This window comes from Mycolicibacterium rutilum, assembly GCF_900108565.1.
In the GTDB taxonomy this organism is placed as follows: domain Bacteria; phylum Actinomycetota; class Actinomycetes; order Mycobacteriales; family Mycobacteriaceae; genus Mycobacterium; species Mycobacterium rutilum.
Window position 1 is genome coordinate 2,280,087 of sequence record NZ_LT629971.1, and the last position, 16,935, is coordinate 2,297,021.

The 16,935-nt window shown below is 67.6% G+C and carries 18 protein-coding genes, 4 tRNA genes and 1 pseudogene; 14 read left to right on the forward strand and 9 right to left on the reverse strand.

The window, feature by feature from the left end; translation table 11 throughout:
- Window positions 1-174 precede the first annotated feature (174 nt).
- Both dusB and BLW81_RS11155 read right to left on the reverse strand, forming a co-directional pair.
- Complete coding sequence (gene dusB / locus BLW81_RS11150; RefSeq protein WP_083410468.1) at window positions 175-1,308, reverse strand: tRNA dihydrouridine synthase DusB; 1,134 nt, start codon at window positions 1,306-1,308, stop codon at window positions 175-177.
- Window positions 1,309-1,346: 38 nt separating this feature from the next.
- Window positions 1,347-2,342, reverse strand: coding sequence for an acyl-ACP desaturase (locus BLW81_RS11155; protein ID WP_083407221.1), 996 nt, complete (start codon window positions 2,340-2,342; stop codon window positions 1,347-1,349).
- Between the two features lie 324 nt (window positions 2,343-2,666).
- Here BLW81_RS11155 and BLW81_RS11160 point away from each other — a divergent pair, with 324 nt between their 5' ends.
- From BLW81_RS11160 to BLW81_RS11170, 3 genes are all read left to right on the forward strand, one after another.
- Entirely contained in the window at window positions 2,667-3,014 is a 348-nt protein-coding gene (locus BLW81_RS11160) for a hypothetical protein (protein ID WP_235632237.1), read from the forward strand.
- Window positions 3,015-3,109: 95 nt separating this feature from the next.
- Window positions 3,110-3,571 carry a PASTA domain-containing protein gene (locus tag BLW81_RS11165; RefSeq protein ID WP_083407223.1) on the forward strand — a complete coding sequence of 154 codons (462 nt, stop codon included), beginning with the start codon at window positions 3,110-3,112 and terminating at the stop codon, window positions 3,569-3,571.
- Between the two features lie 137 nt (window positions 3,572-3,708).
- Window positions 3,709-4,125: a hypothetical protein gene (locus BLW81_RS11170; RefSeq protein ID WP_083407224.1), complete on the forward strand. Its 417-nt coding sequence runs from the start codon at window positions 3,709-3,711 to the stop codon at window positions 4,123-4,125.
- A gap of 18 nt (window positions 4,126-4,143) precedes the next feature.
- On the opposite strand, the gene BLW81_RS11175 is transcribed toward BLW81_RS11170, so the two are convergent.
- Window positions 4,144-4,728: a TetR/AcrR family transcriptional regulator gene (locus BLW81_RS11175; RefSeq protein ID WP_083407225.1), complete on the reverse strand. Its 585-nt coding sequence runs from the start codon at window positions 4,726-4,728 to the stop codon at window positions 4,144-4,146.
- A gap of 71 nt (window positions 4,729-4,799) precedes the next feature.
- Between BLW81_RS11175 and BLW81_RS11180 the strand changes: the two genes are divergently transcribed.
- Window positions 4,800-5,804 (forward strand): oxygenase MpaB family protein, encoded by a 1,005-nt coding sequence (locus tag BLW81_RS11180; RefSeq protein WP_083407226.1) that lies wholly within the window; start codon window positions 4,800-4,802, stop codon window positions 5,802-5,804.
- Between the two features lies 1 nt (window position 5,805).
- Here the strand turns inward: BLW81_RS11180 and BLW81_RS11185 are convergent, their stop codons facing one another.
- Complete coding sequence (locus BLW81_RS11185; protein WP_083407227.1) at window positions 5,806-6,156, reverse strand: DUF2510 domain-containing protein; 351 nt, start codon at window positions 6,154-6,156, stop codon at window positions 5,806-5,808.
- 187 nt (window positions 6,157-6,343) lie between these two features.
- On the opposite strand from BLW81_RS11185, the gene BLW81_RS11190 reads away from it, so the two are divergent.
- Window positions 6,344-6,505: a hypothetical protein gene (locus tag BLW81_RS11190; protein WP_157897659.1), complete on the forward strand. Its 162-nt coding sequence runs from the start codon at window positions 6,344-6,346 to the stop codon at window positions 6,503-6,505.
- A 94-nt stretch (window positions 6,506-6,599) separates the two neighbouring features.
- Here BLW81_RS11190 and BLW81_RS11195 read toward each other — a convergent pair.
- Window positions 6,600-6,675 (reverse strand) — tRNA-Lys (locus BLW81_RS11195).
- A 106-nt stretch (window positions 6,676-6,781) separates the two neighbouring features.
- Window positions 6,782-8,196, reverse strand: a pseudogene (locus BLW81_RS11205) (RNA-guided endonuclease InsQ/TnpB family protein); the annotation flags it as partial.
- Between the two features lie 143 nt (window positions 8,197-8,339).
- Between BLW81_RS11205 and BLW81_RS11210 the strand changes: the two are divergent.
- The 6 genes from BLW81_RS11210 (at window position 8,340) to BLW81_RS11235 (ending at window position 11,860) form a co-directional block, all read left to right on the forward strand.
- Window positions 8,340-8,412, forward strand: a tRNA-Glu gene (locus BLW81_RS11210).
- A gap of 34 nt (window positions 8,413-8,446) precedes the next feature.
- Window positions 8,447-8,523 (forward strand) — tRNA-Asp (locus BLW81_RS11215).
- 42 nt (window positions 8,524-8,565) lie between these two features.
- Window positions 8,566-8,642: transfer RNA gene (locus tag BLW81_RS11220), tRNA-Phe, on the forward strand.
- A 142-nt stretch (window positions 8,643-8,784) separates the two neighbouring features.
- Window positions 8,785-10,143 carry a cytochrome P450 gene (locus BLW81_RS11225; protein WP_083407231.1) on the forward strand — a complete coding sequence of 453 codons (1,359 nt, stop codon included), beginning with the start codon at window positions 8,785-8,787 and terminating at the stop codon, window positions 10,141-10,143.
- Entirely contained in the window at window positions 10,140-11,024 is an 885-nt protein-coding gene (locus BLW81_RS11230) for an alpha/beta fold hydrolase (protein WP_235632238.1), read from the forward strand. Before BLW81_RS11225 ends, BLW81_RS11230 begins: the two co-directional genes overlap by 4 nt.
- The gene (locus BLW81_RS11235; protein ID WP_083407232.1) at window positions 11,021-11,860 is read left to right on the forward strand and encodes an SDR family NAD(P)-dependent oxidoreductase; all 840 of its coding nucleotides are present in this window, start codon (window positions 11,021-11,023) and stop codon (window positions 11,858-11,860) included. Before BLW81_RS11230 ends, BLW81_RS11235 begins: the two co-directional genes overlap by 4 nt.
- Here BLW81_RS11235 and BLW81_RS11240 read toward each other — a convergent pair.
- The 3 genes from BLW81_RS11240 to BLW81_RS11250 are packed head-to-tail and all read right to left on the reverse strand — an operon-like array spanning window position 11,857 to window position 13,622.
- Entirely contained in the window at window positions 11,857-12,645 is a 789-nt protein-coding gene (locus tag BLW81_RS11240; protein WP_083407233.1) for an MBL fold metallo-hydrolase, read from the reverse strand. The two genes, BLW81_RS11235 and BLW81_RS11240, sit on opposite strands and share 4 nt — an antisense overlap.
- Window positions 12,642-13,100, reverse strand: a complete 459-nt coding sequence (locus BLW81_RS11245; protein WP_083407234.1) for an ester cyclase — start codon at window positions 13,098-13,100, stop codon at window positions 12,642-12,644. The genes BLW81_RS11240 and BLW81_RS11245 overlap by 4 nt, the downstream gene beginning before the upstream one ends.
- Before the next feature lie 27 nt (window positions 13,101-13,127).
- Entirely contained in the window at window positions 13,128-13,622 is a 495-nt protein-coding gene (locus tag BLW81_RS11250) for a DUF2834 domain-containing protein (RefSeq protein ID WP_083407235.1), read from the reverse strand.
- A gap of 84 nt (window positions 13,623-13,706) precedes the next feature.
- On the opposite strand from BLW81_RS11250, the gene BLW81_RS11255 reads away from it, so the two are divergent.
- Genes BLW81_RS11255 through BLW81_RS11265 form a run of 3 tightly spaced genes read left to right on the forward strand, consistent with a single transcriptional unit; the run spans window position 13,707 to window position 16,934 of the window.
- Window positions 13,707-14,303 carry a TetR/AcrR family transcriptional regulator gene (locus BLW81_RS11255; RefSeq protein ID WP_083407236.1) on the forward strand — a complete coding sequence of 199 codons (597 nt, stop codon included), beginning with the start codon at window positions 13,707-13,709 and terminating at the stop codon, window positions 14,301-14,303.
- A gap of 48 nt (window positions 14,304-14,351) precedes the next feature.
- Window positions 14,352-15,914, forward strand: coding sequence for a phytoene desaturase family protein (locus BLW81_RS11260; RefSeq protein WP_083407237.1), 1,563 nt, complete (start codon window positions 14,352-14,354; stop codon window positions 15,912-15,914).
- 39 nt (window positions 15,915-15,953) lie between these two features.
- The gene (locus BLW81_RS11265; protein ID WP_083407238.1) at window positions 15,954-16,934 is read left to right on the forward strand and encodes an NAD-dependent epimerase/dehydratase family protein; all 981 of its coding nucleotides are present in this window, start codon (window positions 15,954-15,956) and stop codon (window positions 16,932-16,934) included.
- The last annotated feature ends 1 nt before the right edge of the window (window position 16,935 follow it).

Here is a 16,935-nt window from a genome sequence, read left to right on the forward strand (position 1 = left end):
TACTGCGTGCAGCACACGGGTGTACGCGGCGCTCCGCGCCATTGCGATAGCACCTGGATGGCTCCGCTGACGGAACCGCATTACGAACGAGACTCATATCGTACTTAGACATCCTGAGAGATGTGATGTCAGAGTCGTCTCAGGACGGAGACGACTGGGCGACGGCCGGATCCGCTAACCCCCGGAATGCATGACTTCGGCACCCGCGGGCACCGTGCAGTCGTCCGGGTCGGCCAGCCAGTTCTCCGGCAGCGAGACCGCAGCCGGCGAGCCCTGACGGCCGCGCGGCCCGGTGGCGGCGTCGGGAAACGGCACCTCCGGATCCAGCTGATCAACGAGTGTTTCGAGTTCGGCCAGCGTCTTGACCAGGGCCAATGACCGGCGCAGCTCGGCGCCGGCCGGAAATCCGTGCAGATACCAGGCCACATGCTTGCGGATGTCCCGCATGCCCTTGTCCTCGCCGAAGTGGTCGGCGAGCAGGCGCCCGTGCCGCACGATGATCGACGCGACCTCGCCCAGGGTCGGCGGCGTCGGGGCCGGCGCTCCGGTGAACGCGGCCGACAACTCGGCGAACAACCAGGGCCGACCCAGGCAGCCGCGCCCGATCACGACGCCGTCGCACCCGGTGGCCGACATCATCGCCAGCGCGTCGGCGGCCTCGAAGATGTCGCCGTTGCCCAGCACCGGGATGCCGGTGACGTGCGCTTTGAGCGCGGCGATCTGCTCCCAGTCGGCCGTGCCGGAGTACCGCTGGGCGGCCGTGCGGGCGTGCAGGGCGACCGCGGCAGCTCCCTCCTCGGCGGCGATGCGCCCGGCGTCGAGATGCGTGCGGTGCTCGTCGTCGATGCCGATGCGAAACTTCACCGTCACCGGGATGTCGGTGCCTTCGGTCGCGCGCACCGCGGCCGCGACGATCTGACCGAACAGCCGCCGCTTGTAGGGCAGCGCCGCGCCGCCGCCGCGCTTGGTCACCTTGGGCACCGGACAACCGAAATTCATGTCAATGTGGTCGGCCAGGCCCTCGTCGACGATCATCTTGGCCGCCGCGTAGGTGTTGTGCGGATCGACCGAATACAGCTGCAGCGACCGCGGACTCTCATCGGGCGAGAACGTGACCATGTGCATGGTCGCCGGGTGGCGTTCGACCAGTGCGCGAGCCGTCACCATCTCGCAGACGTACAGTCCGCTGACCGTGCCGGCGCGCGCCAGTTCGAGTTCACGGCACAGGGTGCGGAACGCGACGTTGGTCACGCCGGCCATCGGTGCCAGCACCACCGGGCTGGGCAGCCGGATCGGGCCGATCGCCAGTTCGTGCCTGCCGGCCAGAACCGTCGTCATCGCCCCTGTCATGGTGCGGAGGCCAAAACCTTCTTCGCCGAGAGCTTTTCGGCCTTACGGGCCTCACGCTCGAGCCTGCGCTGCTTGGACTCCTCGAACTTCTGCGAGGCCTCCTCGAGTTCTTCGACGAGCTTGCCGAGGTCGTCGCGCATCCGCGCGGCCTCGCCGGTGAAGTCCTCGCGCTCGAAGATGCGCCACTTCTTGAGCACCGGCATCACGACGTCGTCGAGGTGGATCCGCGGGTCGTAGACGCCGCCGACGGCGATGATGACCGCCTTGCGGCGGAACTCGGGAACCGTGTAGCCGGGCATCTTGAAGTTGCGCAGCACGCGGTGCAGGGAGTGCATCGCCTGGTCGGGGGCGATGTCGAAGCCGGCCTCGGAGACGTCGCGGTAGAAGATCATGTGCAGGTTCTCGTCTGCCGAGACCCGGGCGAGCAGCTGGTCGGCGATGGTCTCGTTGCACGCCTTACCGGTGTTGCGGTGCGAGACGCGGGTGGCGAGCTCCTGGAACGTCACGTAGATGACCGAGTCGAACAGGCTCTCGGCGAACAGGTCGCCCTGCTGGTTCTGGCCGGGGGAGAAGCCGCGGGTGACCTGCTCGACGCGCAGCTGCTCGAGCTGCACGGGGTCCACGGCGCGGGTGACGACGAGGTAGTCGCGCAGCGCGATGCCGTGCCGGTTCTCCTCGGCCGTCCACCGGTTCACCCACTGGCCCCAGGCGCCGTCCATGCCGAAGTTCATCGCGATCTCGCGGTGGTACGACGGCAGGTTGTCCTCGGTCAGCAGGTTCTGGATCATCGCCACCTGGGCGACCTCGGAGAGCTGCGCCTGCTCGGGGTCCCAGTCCTGGCCGCCGAGGGCGTAGTAGTTCTTGCCGTCCGACCACGGGATGTAGTCGTGCGGGTTCCAGTCCTTGCGCATCGACAGGTGCCGGTTGAGGTTCTTCTCAACGACGGGCTCGAGCTCGTGCAGCAGGTGCAGGTCGGTCAAGTTCTCGTGCATTGGTCCTTTGTCCTCCTCGACGTGCGGGAGCCCTAGTTCTGTACCGGCCCAGTTATCTGTACCTGTTGGTTGCACTCAGAGTATCTGTGTACCCCGGTGACATCAAGTTCCGTGAGCAAGTGTCACATCCGCAACACAGGACTCAGTCCGGCAGGTAGAGTTCCCGGCGGGCAAAGCCTTTACGCCCGCACCAGGTATCGAAAAGCCGGTACTACAGGACTCGGAGGACAAGCGTTGAAGAAAGCGCGCAAACTATTGACCGGCGTTATTGTCGCCGCCGCAACGGCGAGCGGCGCACTCCTTGGTGCGGGGGAAGCGGTCGCAGTGCCTGATGTGGTGGATCGTCCCTACAAGGACGCCAAGCGGATGATCGAGCGCTCGGGCGGCAGGGCCGTGGTGGCCACGCGGGTCGGTACCGGCGCGGAGGAAGCCCTCTGCCTGGTGACCAACGCCTGGGATGCGGCGGTCCGGCGGCCGAACTCGCGGAGTCGCTTGGTCGAGAACCGCGAGGTCATGGTGGCCCTGAACTGCAACGGCGTGCTGGCCGCACCGGGTTCGGCCGGTAACTCCGCGATGAGCCCGGCCGGCCGTCAGGCCAAGGCCGAGGCCCAGGAGAAGGCACGTAAGGCCGAGGAGCGACGACTCGCCCAGGTCTCCACGCCGAACACCTGACCTTCGCGCGCAGATCTACGTCGCCCAGCAGTGGCGGCGCGCACGTTGACGCAATAAACTTCCGCCAGAATTTACTTGGCGGTTATCGCCCTGACATGGAGGTCGGCGTCATCGTGAAAAAGGTCATGTTCGTCGGGCTCGCGACCGCTGCGGCGGCATCGGCTGCACTCTTCGGGGCGGGTACGGCCGCCGCGGCACCGGACGTCGTCGGGATGAAGTACTCCGACGCCCTGCAGGAGATCAAGGACAGCGGCGGGCGCGCTGTGGTCGCCGCGCGTGTCGGCGACAAGCTCGACCAGGGCGACTGCATCGTCACCAATGTCTGGAACTCGTCGTTCCTGCGCATCGACGAGCAGGACAACAACGAGATGTCGGTCGCGCTGAACTGCGCGGGTGAGTACGCCACCGCGACCACTCCGGGCGCCTCGGTCGCCAACCCGCTGGGCCGGGCGGCCAAGGCGGAGGACGAGGAAGCCGCCGCGCGCAAGCGGGCTCAGCAGCAGGCCGCGCAGGCCGAGGAGGAGGCCCTGGCCGAGGTCTCCACCCCCGACCAGTGACGGGTAACGCAGCCTTCATATAGCCGCAACGGTTTTCACGCCCAGTCAATCTGGGCGCATCTTGGTGTTTACACATCTCCGTGACAGTTGCGTGGAATCCACGCCCGTTTTTACGACAGTCACGGAAGCGAGCAGTCATGCGATTGCAGATGTTGGGAATCGGAGCGGTCGCGGCCGCGGCATCCGCCATGGTGCTGTTCGGGTCGGCCACCGCGGCCGCCGCGCCGGACGTCGTGGGCCAGCCCTACTCCGACGCCGTCGATGCCATCGAGCAGGGCGGCGGCACGGCTGTCGTCGCCGCCCGGGTGGGCGACAAGCTCGATCAGGGTGACTGCGTGGTCGTCAACGCGTGGGATTCGTCGTTCCTGCGCATCTCCGAATCGCGCAGCCAGGTCAGCCTGGCATTGAACTGCGCCGGCGAGTACGCCACGGCCACCAACCCGGGAGCCTCGGTCGCCAGCCCGCTCGGGCGCGAGGCGAAGTCGAAGGCCGAGGAGGAAGCGGCCGAAGAGGAGCAGCAGGCGCTCGAAGAGGTTTCGACGCCCGACGAGTAGGGCCCTGACGAGTAGGGCTCAGTGGCTGGTGACCCGGCCGAGCAGCATCTCCACGCAGTAGTCGATGAACTGCTCGCGGGTCGCGGTCAGCGTGCCGTTGAGGTACGCGGTGAACAGTGCCGTGAGCGCGCCGATCAGACCGGTGGCGACCATGGCAGCCCGCGCGGGGTCGGTGATCCTGGTGAGTTTGTGTTGCAGTAGGTCGATGAAGCTGGGCATCCAATCGGCGCCTGAGCGGGTGAGTACCGGTTCGCGGGCCGGCGCCAGCAGCAGCACCCGGCCGCGGGTCGGGTCGTCGACCATCAGCGCGACGAACCGCTCGACGGCGTCGCGCGGCGTCTCGGCCGTCATCAGCGCCGACATCGCCCGCGTGCACACGTCGTCGTAGACCGCGCGCACGAATTCGTCACGGTCGCTGAAGCTTTCGTAGAAGTAGCGCTCGGTGAGGCCGGCCACCCGGCAGGCCGCTCGCACGGTGAGGGAGGGGCCGTCGGCGCTGCCGAGCAGCCCGACGCCCGCCGCGATGAGTTCGTCGCGGCGCAGCATCTGGCGGTCCTGCAGCGGCACGCCGGACCACCGGCCCCGTCGTTGACCCGAAGGCACGTCCCTCCTAAGCTCGCGGATGACAACGCCTGTAGTCAGAGTACCGATCCAGGCCGGACGAAAGTAGGTCAGTGACTCAAGATACGTCTGCGACGTGCCCGGTGTCCGAAGAGTCCCCCGTTGCTGCCGGGTGCCCGGTGACCTCCGGCGGCTACGACGCGCCGCCGGCGCCGCTGGGTCCCGACTCGCTGACGTGGAAGTACTTCGGCCAGTGGACCGGCCTGCTGCAAGGACCGTGGGCAGGGTCGATGCAGAACATGCATCCACAGTTGGGCGCGGCGGTGCAGGAGCACTCGATCTTCTTCCTGGAGCGGATACCGCGGCTGCTGCGGTCGATCTACCCGATTGGCGGCGTGGTGTTCGACAGCGACCGTGCGCCCACGACTGGCGCGGAGGTGCGTGATTACCACATCGGGATCAAGGGCGTCGATGAGCAAGGTCGCCGTTACAGCGCGCTGAACCCCGACGTCTTCTACTGGGCGCACGCGACATTTTTCAAGTCCACGCTGCTGGCCGCCGAGAAGTTCGGTGGCGGATTGACCGAGGCCGACAAGCGGCAGCTGTTCGACGAGCACATCACCTGGTACCGCATGTACGGGATGAGCATGCGGCCGGTGCCCAAGACGTGGGAGGAGTTCCAGGAGTACTGGGACCACATGTGCACCAACGTCCTGGAAAACAACTGGGCCGCGCGTGAGGTGATGGACCTGTCCACGATGCCCAAGCATCCGTCGCTGGCGTGGCTGCCGAACTGGATGTGGAAGCTCAACCTCAAGCTCATGCAACCGGCCGCGGAGTTCATGACCGTCGCCCTGTATGACCCGCCGGTGCGAGAGCTGATGGGCTACACGTGGTCTCCGCGAAAGGAATGGCTGCACCAGCGGTTCTGCGACGTGGTGACTTTTGTGACCAAGGTGCTGCCCGATCGCTGGTTGTGGCACCCCCGCAAGCGTTCGGCGATGGACCGCGCGTTCGGCAGGCTGCCCGCGGACTCGCCGCTCGTCGAGACGCCGGCACGAAACCTGCCGCCGCAGGAGTACCGCGGCCAGCCGCAGTTCTACTGCCCGAACGTCTGATTCAGCGCGTGTGGTGCGTCCACATCGCGCCGTCGAAATAGCGTAGCCCGCAACGGTTCTGGGGGTCGGGAAACCAGCCCGGCTGTAGCGGCGGGTAGCGGCCGAACACGCCTCGGGGGTCGCCGGCCAGGTTCAGCCGATGCTCGTACTCGGCACGCGCGCGCAGTCCCGCGTCGCGGATCGCGAGTTCGCGTCGGCGGCGGGCGACGACGACCGTGAGCGTCACGATGGCCGCGACGGTGACGGCGGTGTACCACCCGTTCACAAGCCACCACGTCGCCGCCAGGGCGACGGCGCCCGTCACAGCGGGATGGCGCCGCCAAAAGGCGGGACGAGTTTGCTGGTAGAGCATCGCCCTTGATCATACGATTCTGCGGACCTTCCACAGAAAGTTGATTCTCAGGAAGTTTCCAGCGAACTTTCTGCCGCGTTGATCAAGATTTTGTTAGCTTGTCGACACAAGGGGAGTGCATCGGCGGGGCGATGGGGTTGGCGTAGTTCGTGACTGTCTCGCCGGTGCGTGGATCAGCGGGGGGACTGTGGCTCTCGAAGCCGAGGAATGCCTGTTCTGCTTGGCCGAGCAGTCGAAGCGGCCCGCGGAGCGGACGTTTCAGATCCCGGGCCGGCAAGCCGGTCCGGTGCCGGTGTGTCTCGAGCACTTCGATCAGCTCAGCGCCTGGTCGGCCAGCGCGTCGGACTGAGCAACGCGATGGACGCCGCAAATGGCGCCGAGCGCACGCTTGTGTACGCATCGCCCGAGATGATGGGTGAACAACCGAACGCTGGAAAGGTTTGTGGTGCCCCCGCGGAGTTTCGATCTCCGTACCCGCGGATTAAAAGTCCGCTGCTCTTCCGAGTGAGCTACGGGGGCGCAGCCACTCTATCGGAGGGGCCAGCTGGCCTACCAACTGAGCTATGCAGCATGCCCGACAGCTTCTTCAAGCCGCGGACACCGCCCTTCTCGGGCGTCCGCAAGTTCACGTCGTGGCGGCGCGAACTCCGGTTCCCGCTTCTACCGGCTCGGCGCCGACGACACAGCGAGTGTGTCGTTCGGCGACGAACTGTCCACGGGCATTGGTGACCCGGCCGCCCGCTCGGCGGTCCGGGGACGATTCGGGAACTACGTGGCTTTCGGCCCAGCGCGCCAGGTTGACCGCAGCGTTGTGGTCACGATCGGCGAAGTATCCGCACTCGCACGTGAACACACGGTCGACGAGTCGGAGGTTTCGCCTGACGGCTCCGCACGCTGCGCACATCTTGCTCGACGGAAACCAGCGATCGGCGAACACCACCTCTCCGCCGCGCCAGGTCTGCTTGTAGACCACGATGCGGGCAAACTCCGACCACCCCACATCCGATATGGCTTGCGCGAGCCGGTGATTGGAAAGCATCCCGATCACATTGAGATCTTCGAAGACGAGCCGGTCGTGGGTCTTGACCAGGCGTTGCACACCTGGTGCAGGAAGTGCTTTCGGACATTGGCGACGTGCGCATGATGACGACGAAGTTTGGTGCCGGCTCGTTTGCGTCGGTGAGACCCTTTCTGCGCGCGGGACAAGTTCCTGGACAGGCGTCGCTGACGCGTGAGTGCGCTGCGTAAAGGGCGTGGCGGTGCATCGACGTGCACAATTTTGGTGCCGTCGGCCGTTGCGGCTACCGCGAACGCGATCAACCCGCGGTCCACGCCGACCCAACCGGCGGCATCGTCACCTCCGCGCGGCGAGTGGCGTTGACTGGGATGCAGGTCGGCGGCTTCGACGTTCAACGACACCCACCACCGGCCGCCGCGGTGGCTGACGGTCGCGAACAGGATCCTGGCCCGGCCCGTCGCGATCATCCGTCGCAGTCGTCGCGTGTCGTCGCGCACGGCGATCGCTCCGACCCGAGGCAGCGTGACGGAACGGGGCCGGCCGTCAGCGCCGACGCGGATCGCCGGGCGGCGTCCCTCTCGGCTGCTGTTCCGCATGCGAAAAGAGGGCACCGTACCGGCCTTCTTCTTGAATCGAGGCGGGCCCGCACGACGCCCGTTACGGCTGGACGAACGATCCGCCCACGACCTGAGGGCACGCGAGCAATCGACCGCGGCCTCTTCGAATACCTGCTGGCAAACGTCATCGCGCCATGCAAGGCCGGCTGAAACCATTTCCGTCGTTCCGTCCGGGCCTACCGCCCACACGCGACCCGCGGACTCGGACTTCTTCCAACGGTTGAAGGCGTTGATCAGATCGTATTTGCTCCATGGCACCGCCGCCCCGGCGTCGGGCCGGCGCGCGTGCATTGCCGACCGAACCATTCGCAGGCATTGGTTGTAGGCGAACCGGGCCGCCCCGGCGTGCCGCGCTAGCGTCTCCCGCTGCTCGGCCGTCGGATCCAGGCGAAACCTGAATGTGGTGTGGCGAGTCATCCTGCGGCGAGCTTCCCACTGCCCTCCGACAACCCGATGACCATCCCGTTTGAGGATTCGGGTGCCGGTACCCTAAGCTACTGAGGCTCCCAACGTGATCGCGTTGCGAGTACCCCGGAGAGATTCGGCTGGCCCCCTTCGTCTAGCGGCCTAGGACGCCGCCCTTTCAAGGCGGTAGCGCGGGTTCGAATCCCGTAGGGGGTACACGTGACGTCCCGCACGATGGGTCGCACAGCAAGGCCCTGTGGCGCAGTTGGTTAGCGCGCCGCCCTGTCACGGCGGAGGTCGCGGGTTCGAGTCCCGTCAGGGTCGCCATTGCGGCGAGGCAACTGGATTGGTGAAGGACCAGTGCCTTCCGGCCAGGTAGCTCAGTTGGTACGAGCGTCCGCCTGAAAAGCGGAAGGTCGCCGGTTCGATCCCGGCCCTGGCCACCATATCGATCAGCGCGCCGCCGTCCGCGGAAGCGCAAACAATACTCCGACGCCAGCCTTCGATCCATGCTTGTCTTCGCCGGGTACCACGGCGTACCGTACAGCGGTACACCGGTGTACCACGGCGCCGGCAGGAAGGTGGCTCATGGCCGAAGCGACGACCGACCCGGTGCGCCTGCCGCCCGGACCCCGGCTGCCGAAGCTCGTCGTGGGCGTCGGCTTCCTGGCCGCCCGACATCAGGCACTGGCCGCGATCGGCCGCCGATACGGCAGCGCTTTCACCGTCGAACTCCCGATCTTCGGCAACGCGCTGGTGATCAGCGACCGCGCGCTCATCAAGGACCTCTTCACCACCAACAGCGATCTGGTGGCCCGCGCCTCGAATCTCGGCCAGGTGCTCGGCCCGGGATCGACCTTCAGCCTCGACGGCACCGAACACCGCGAACGGCGCAAGCTGCTGGTGCCGCCCTTCCACGGCAAGCGCATGGCCGGTTACGAGTCGATCGTCGAAGAAGAAGTGCTGCGCGAATGCGCCACCTGGCCCGAGGGTGAGGAGTTCGAGACGCTCGCGCCGATGATGCGCATCACGCTCAACGCGATTCTGCGCACCGTGTTCGGCGCCCGCGGCGAAACGCTCGACGAACTACGCGAACTGCTTCCGCCGATGGTGCCGCTGGCCTCCCGGATGGCCGTGCTGCCCAAGGCGCTGCGCCGCGATCTCGGGCCGTGGAGCCCGTGGGGCCGGGTCCAGCGCGCCCGCCGGCGCTACGACGCGATCATCGCCACGCTGATCGCCGAAGCCCGAGCCGACCCGGCGTTCGAGGACCGCACCGACATCCTCGCGTTGCTGCTGCAGGCCCGCTACGAGGACGGCTCACCGATCTCCGATGGCCATGTCGCCGACGAACTGCTCACGCTGTTGGCCGCCGGCCACGAGACCACCGCGACGACGCTGGCGTGGGCGATGGAACGGCTGCGACGGCATCCGCGGCTGCTGGCTCGGCTGACCGCCGAGATCGACGCGGGCGGTACTGAACTGACCCAGGCCACCGTCTGGGAGGTGCAACGCACCCGGCCGGTCATCGAGGCGACGATCCGGGTCACCCGCGAGCGGCTGCGCCTCGGCGAGTGGGTGGTACCCGCGGGCCACACCGTCATTGCCAGCATCGGGATGTCCCACGAATCCGGGCAGAATTTCACCGACCCGGAGACGTTCAACCCCGACCGGTTCCGCGGGGCCAACCCCGACACCCACACCTGGATTCCGTACGGCGGCGGGATCCGCCGGTGCATCGGCGCGGCGTTCGCGAACATGGAGATGCTGGTGACACTACGAACCTTGTTGCGCGAGTTCGAGATCGGGACGACGTACGCTCCCGGCGAGCGCCGCCACTCCCGCGGCGTCGCCACCGCACCCCAGCGCGGCGGCCGCGTCGTGGTGTACCGGCGAACGGCCGCCGTCCGGGCCGAATCCGGCCGCGACGCCGAGCAGGTGTCGGCGTGATCGGCGAGGAGACGACCATAGCGGTCGGACGCGGAATCGAACTGTGCTTCCAGCAGATCGGCGATCCGGCCGACCCGCCGCTGTTCCTGATCGCCGGGCTGGGACAGCAGCTGCACTCGTGGCCCGACGAGTTCGTCACCACGCTCGCCGGCCGCGGATTCTCGGTCACGAGATTCGACAACCGCGACGCCGGCCGCTCCACCCACATCGCGCAGCGACCGCCCAACCCGGTGGCGATGTTCCGCGGCCGCAACGCTTATCACCTCGGCGACATGGCGCGTGACACCGTCGGGCTGATGGACGCGCTCGATGTGGCCGACGCGCATCTCGTCGGCATCTCGATGGGCGGGATGATCGCCCAGACCGTCGCCGCGCACTACCCGGGCCGCGTCCGCACGCTGACGTCGATCATGTCGACCACCGGCGCGCCCCGGCTCGGCCGGCCCGCCCTCTCGACGTGGCGACGGATGCTGACCGCGCGTCCGCCCCGTACCCGGGCCGAGGCGATGGACCGCGCGGCCGCCATGTTTCGCCACATCGGTTCGCACGGTTTCCCGTTCGACGAGCGGACGGTGCGCGAAGCGGCGGGGATCGCCTGGGACCGCGACTGTTCCAACGGCGGGATCGTGCGCCAGTTGGCGGGAATCTTCGCCTCCGGCGACCGCAGCGCCGAACTCGCCCACATCGACGTGCCGACGCTGGTGATCCACGGTGACCGCGACCGCATGGTGCACCCCACCGGCGGCGCCGCGACCGCGCGGGCCATCCCCGGCGCGCGCCTGCACACCATCACCGGCCTCGGCCACGACCTGCCGGTCGGCGCGTGGGAGCGCGTCATCGACCTCGTCACCGACCACGCCACCAGTAAGGAGCGAGTATGAGCAAGCAACGCAGGACGATCAGCGGCCGCACCGCGGTCATCACCGGCGCCGCGTCAGGCATCGGACGGGCGCTGGCGCAACGGCTTTCGTCCTACAGCTGCCCGGTCGCGATCGTCGACGTCGACGAGCAGGGCCTCAAGGAGACCGAGGCGTCGCTGCGCGGTCCGTCACTGGTCAAGGTGCTCGACGTCAGCGACGCCGACGCGCAGCACGCGTTCGCCGGCGAGGTTCGCGAATGGGCGCCGAAACCGATCGGCGCGGTCTTCAACAACGCCGGCGTGGCGCTCGGCTCTACCGTGCTCGACGCGGTCGTCGAGGACGACAACTGGTTGTGGAACATCAACTTCCACGGCGTGGTCAACGGCACCAGAGCGTTCCTGCCGATCCTCGTCGAACAGGATGAAGGCGTCATCGTCAACACCTCGAGCGTGTTCGGCCTCGTCGGCATGCCGGGTCAAAGTGCCTACTGCTCAGCAAAATTCGCGGTCCGCGGATTCACCGACTCGCTGCGGCAAGAGCTGCGCGGGACCGGCGTCTCGGCGGTCAACGTGCATCCCGGCGGCATCAACACCAACATCGTGCGCAACGGCCGGTTCCGCGAGGAGCCCGGCGGCCCGACCAAGGAGCAGGTCGTCAAGGAGTTCGCCGCGATGACGCGGACGCAGCCGGACAAGGCCGCCGCGATCATCCACCGCGGTGTCGAGGCGGGCAAGGCCAGAATTCTCGTGGGCCCGGACGCCTACCTGTTCGACGCGCTCGCCCGCGTCGCGCCGACCCGATACTTCGACGTGCTCGAGCGGCTGGAGTCGTCGTTGCGTAAGCGCGCCAACCGCTAAGCGAGCGCCCGCGCCTGCTCGAGCAGGCCGGGGTCGTGCGCACACAAGAGGAACAGATCGGGCTCCCCGCGGCGGTACAGCTCGGTCAGCCGGGCATGGTTCTCGGTCACCCGATTGCGGTCGAAGGCAGCGACCTTCTCGAAAGCGCCGAGCGCCCAGGGGATCCGCCCCGCACCGCCGATGGTGCTCGGATGATAGAACGCGTCCCCGCAGTGCAGCAGCCATCGATGGCCGGCGTCGACGGCGACGCAGGCGTGCCCACGGGTGTGCCCCGGCAGCGACACCAGCACGATGCCCGGCGAGATCTCGGTCAGTTCCTTGGCCGCGGCGAAGCCGCGCCATGGCTCGCCAGCGGGTTCGTGCTCGACGATCTTGGGCCCGTGCGCCCACTGCGCGCGCCGGAACCGGAACTTCTCGGCGCGGGTCGGTGAGCGCATCGCGCCCAGGACTTCGGCTCCGGTGCAATGAACTTCGGCATCCGGGAAGTCGGACAGCCCACCGATGTGGTCCATGTCGAAGTGGGTGAGGACGATGTGGCGGACGTCCTCGCGATGAAAACCCAGCCGTTCGATCTGCTGCAGGGCCGTCTCGTCGCGGCCGAAGAGGGGCCGAAAGAAGTACCGTGTCGGGCCGATCCGCTTGCCGGGGTCGTCACAGTCACCGGACCCGTAGCCGGTGTCGACCAGGACCAGTCCGTTGTCGGTCTCGACCAGCAGCACATGGCTCACCAATTGCCCCGCACCCCATGGGTGCATCGAGCCGCAGTTGAGGTGATGAACCTTCACGACGCACCCCCGGTCAACAGTTCGGTGCGCCCGATCTGAGCCACCAGGCTGGCCGAGTCGAAGTAGATACGTTCATTGACGATGCGGTCGTCGTCGAAGAAGAACACTGCCGCGACCGGCACGCGAAACGCCTTCCCGGTCGGCGGAAGGCCGTAGAACTCACCGAGATTGGTTCCCAGCAGGTCGAATTCGACGATCACCGAGTCGTCGGCGACGTGGTAGCGGACGTTGTCGTGGCGCTGGTCCGGAAACGCGGTGCGGGTGGTGCGGTAGTAGTCCATCACCTCGGCGTCGCCGTCGAATACCTGGCCGGTGGCCATGATCTCGTAGTGCGGACGTCCCTCCGTGCCGCTCTTGAATGTCGCGAGTGTGGCGTCGAAATCCTTGGTGACTTCGGTGTCCATGTGCTCGCGGATCACTTCGAGCCGGCGTTGCCGCAAAGCGTCAGTGCCCATCACCGCACTGTACGACCGCGGCGCGGATCAGGCAGCCGATCCGGCCGTCACCGCCTGCTGCTGATGACGGTGCTGGCGTTCGATCGTCGCCAGATAAAACGCCCACGCGAACGCCGAACTGGCGAACAGGACGAACCCCAGATACAGCCACGCGTGCTTGATCCCCCGCCTGCTGCCGTCGACGAGCAGCCACGCCGGGAACAGCAGCAGGGTCATGATCGTGTAGTCCTGGCTGGCCGACGCGGCCGCGGGATTGTCGTAGCCGAGCGCGATGAACTCCGCCCAGCTGCCCGGCCCCCAGATGAAATTGTGCAGTCCGCCGGGCGGCGCGTACTCGGCGACGAACTGGTTGTTGAAGTAGTAGCCGAGAACCACAGAGAGCACGCCGGCGACGTAGTAGAAGAGCTCGAGCCTGCCGACCCGGGGGCCCGAGGAGTAGCGCGCGAAGACCGCCGGATTCGCCTTGACGATGACTGCCAGCGTGGCGAACCCGAGAACCAGGTGAACGATTAGGGAGACCATGATCGGAGTGTCTCACCGACTGCCCGTGGTTTCGTCAAATTTGACATAACTTGCCAGCCGCGCCGCTCGGGTACGTTCATCCTCATGCCACGACCTGCCCAGACGGCGCGCAGCGAACGCACCCGCGAGGCGCTGCGCCAGGCCGCGGTGGTGCGGTTCCTCGCGCAGGGAGTCGAGGACACCTCTGCCGAGCAGATCGCCGCCGACGCCGGCGTCTCGCTGCGCACCTTCTACCGGCACTTCGCGTCCAAGGATGATCTGCTGTTCACCGATTACGCCGGGCTGCAATGGTTCCGCGCTGCGCTGGCCGAACACGGCCGCGATGAACCTGTCATCGAGGCGGTACACGCGGCGATCATGGCCCGCCCGTACGACGACTGGGCCGTCGCGCAGACCGCCGTGCTGCGCGCGCAGGAACTCGAACCCGGCCGGGTCGCGCGGCACATCCGCCAGGTGGAGGGCGACTTCGCCGAGGCGATCGAGGAGCATCTCACCCGCGACGACGCCCCGGATCCGGGCACCGACGCGCGCATGCGCATCACCGTCACCGCGCGGTGCATCGCGGCCGCGGTCTTCGGTGCGATGGAGGTGTGGATGCTCAGCGAGGACCGCTCGCTGCCCGAGTTGTCCCGGCTGACCCGCGAGGCGCTGGAGACGCTCGCGCGGGGCATCGCGAACTAAAGTTTTGTCAATATTGACAAAACTTTGGTGCCGTGTCAGCCTCAGCCGATGACGGACTTCGACGCGATAGTCATCGGCGCCGGGCACAACGGGTTGACCTCGGCGGCGCTTCTGCAGAAGGCAGGGCTACGCACGCTCTGCCTGGACACCAAGCTCTACGCCGGTGGGATGGCCTCGACCGTCGAACTGTTCGACGGGTTCCAGTTCGAGATCGCCGGCTCGGTGCAGATCCCGACCTCCGCGGTGGTCAGCCGCGAACTCGGCCTGGACGCGCTGCCCACCGTCGACCTCGACGTCATGTCGGTGTCCCTGCGCGGGGTGGGCGATGAACCGCTGGTCTACTACACCGACCCGATGAAGCTGCTCACCCACATCAACGAGGTGCACGGCGCCGAGGCCGTCAACGGCATGGCGGGTTTGATGGCGTGGTGCCAGGCGCCGACCAGGGCGCTCGGCCGGTTCGACGCCGGCCAGCCGCCGAAATCGCTCGACGAGATGTATGCCTGCGCCACCAACGAATTCGAGCGCTCCACGATCACCGACCTGCTGTTCGGCTCGGTCACCGACGTGCTCGACCGGTATCTGCCGGACAAGGACAAGAACGGCGCCCTGCGCGGGATGCTCGCGCTGCTGGCGTGCAACACCACCTACCGCGGGCCGGCCACGCCGGGCACCGCCGCCGCGCTGGCGTACGGCTTCGCCGTTCCTGATGAGAACGCGCTGCTGGTCAAGAAACTGCGCGGCGGCATCGGTGCGCTCACCAAGCACCTGTGCGACGTGTTCACCTCCGCCGGCGGTGAATTACGCCTGCGCGCCAAGGTCGTCGAGGTCACCGCCGCCGACGGCCGAGTCACCGGGGTGCGCCTCGACGACGGCGCGACGGTGACCGCCCCGGTCGTCGTCTCCGGCATCGCCCCCGACCTGACCGTCAACGGCCTGCTCGATGCCGCGGCGGTGCCCGCGGACGTGCGTGACCGGTTCGCCCGGGTCGACCACCGCGGCAGCTACCTGCAGATGCACTTCGCGCTCGACGGCATCCCCGAGTTCGCGGCGCCCTACGAACTGCTCAACGACCCCGCGATGCAGTCCAACATCGGAATCTTCAGCACGCCCGAGGAACTCCAGCAGCAGTGGGAGGACTGCAGGCGCGGGATCGTCCCGGCGGACCCGGCAATCGCGCTGCAGATCCCCTCGGTCAACGACCCGGGCCTGGCGCCCCCGGGCAAGCATGCCGCATCGGCGTTTTCGCTGTGGTTCCCCATTGAGGAAAGCAGCGCGTCCTACGGCGAGATGAAGGTCGAGATGGGCAGGCGGGTGATCGAGAAGATCACCCGGTTGGCCCCGAACTTCGAGAGCCTCATCCTGCGGCACACCACGTTCACCCCCAAGCACATGGGCACCATGTTCGGTGCGCCCGGCGGTGACTACTGCCACGGGCTGATCCACCCCGACCAGATCGGTCCCAACCGACCGGGGCCGAAAGGCTATGTCGACCAACCCATTCCGCTCGACGGGCTCTACCTCGGCAGCGCGGGGTGTCACGGTGGGCCGGGCATCACGTTCGTGCCGGGATACAACGCCGCCAAACAGGCGCTCGCCGACATGGCCTGATCGGTTTCCCGACCCCGCCCGCCGGGAATAGCGTCAGGCATGGGAATCACGGTGGCCGTGACCGGGCCGACCGGTGAGATCGGCATGTCGGCGGTGGCGGCGCTCGAGGCGCTCGCCGACGTCGACGAGATCGTCGGCATGGCGCGCCGACCGTTCGATCCGAGCGAGCACGGCTGGTCGAAAACCACGTACCAACAGGGCGACATCCTCGACCGCGACGCGGTCGACGCCCTCGTCGCCCGCGCCGACGTCGTGGTGCACCTCGCGTTCATCATCATGGGGTCGCGCGAGGAGAGCGCGCGGATCAACCTGCAGGGCACCCGCAACGTGTTCGAGGCGACGGTCGCCGCCGCCCGCCCGCAGCGCCTCGTCTACACCTCGTCGGTGGCCGCCTACGGCTACCACTCCGACAACCCGGTGCCCATCACCGAGGACGTGCCGCCGCGCGGATCGCCCGAGCACTACTACTCCGAGCAGAAGGCCGCCTGCGAGGCGGCGCTCACCGAGATCACCGACGGCACAACGCTTCAGGTGTACGTGCTGCGGCCGTGCATCGTCGCCGGCCCGAAGGCGCCCGCACTCGCCGATGTGATGCCGTGGAACCAGTTGCCGGGGCCGGTCAAGCGCATCACGCAGACGCTGCCGCTCCTCAAACCGCCGTTCCCGGACCCGGGCACGCCCCTGCAGTTGGTGCATCACGACGACGTGGCAGCGGCGATCGCACTGGCGGCGACGACGTCGGGCCCGCCCGGGGCGTACAACATCGCCGGCGACGGCGTGGTCTCGATGTCGGATGTGGCCCGGGAACTGGGTGCCCGACCGGTGCCGGTGCCGCGGGCCGCCGCGTCGGTCGCGTCGGGCGTCGTGGCGCGGCTGCCGTTCGTGCCGTCGATACTCGAGTGGCTGCACGTCGGCCGCACCTCGGTGGTGATGGACACGACGAAGGCCCGGACCCAGCTGGGCTGGCAGCCGAACTACTCTGCGGCCGAGACGTTGTCGGCGCTGGCCGCCTCGGTCTGAG

Excerpts from the sequence above, each read along its gene's own strand:
- BLW81_RS11170 (WP_083407224.1), top strand. The coding sequence starts at position 3,709 with ATGCGATTGCAGATGTTGGGAATCGGAGCGGTCGCGGCCGCGGCATCC.
- BLW81_RS11255 (WP_083407236.1), top strand. The coding sequence starts at position 13,707 with ATGCCACGACCTGCCCAGACGGCGCGCAGCGAACGCACCCGCGAGGCG.
- BLW81_RS11260 (WP_083407237.1), top strand. The coding sequence starts at position 14,352 with ATGACGGACTTCGACGCGATAGTCATCGGCGCCGGGCACAACGGGTTG.
- BLW81_RS11185 (WP_083407227.1), bottom strand. The coding sequence starts at position 6,156 with ATGCTCTACCAGCAAACTCGTCCCGCCTTTTGGCGGCGCCATCCCGCT.
- BLW81_RS11265 (WP_083407238.1), top strand. The coding sequence starts at position 15,954 with ATGGGAATCACGGTGGCCGTGACCGGGCCGACCGGTGAGATCGGCATG.
- BLW81_RS11155 (WP_083407221.1), bottom strand. The coding sequence starts at position 2,342 with ATGCACGAGAACTTGACCGACCTGCACCTGCTGCACGAGCTCGAGCCC.
- BLW81_RS11165 (WP_083407223.1), top strand. The coding sequence starts at position 3,110 with ATGGAGGTCGGCGTCATCGTGAAAAAGGTCATGTTCGTCGGGCTCGCG.
- BLW81_RS11235 (WP_083407232.1), top strand. The coding sequence starts at position 11,021 with ATGAGCAAGCAACGCAGGACGATCAGCGGCCGCACCGCGGTCATCACC.
- BLW81_RS11225 (WP_083407231.1), top strand. The coding sequence starts at position 8,785 with ATGGCCGAAGCGACGACCGACCCGGTGCGCCTGCCGCCCGGACCCCGG.
- BLW81_RS11245 (WP_083407234.1), bottom strand. The coding sequence starts at position 13,100 with ATGGGCACTGACGCTTTGCGGCAACGCCGGCTCGAAGTGATCCGCGAG.
- BLW81_RS11250 (WP_083407235.1), bottom strand. The coding sequence starts at position 13,622 with ATGGTCTCCCTAATCGTTCACCTGGTTCTCGGGTTCGCCACGCTGGCA.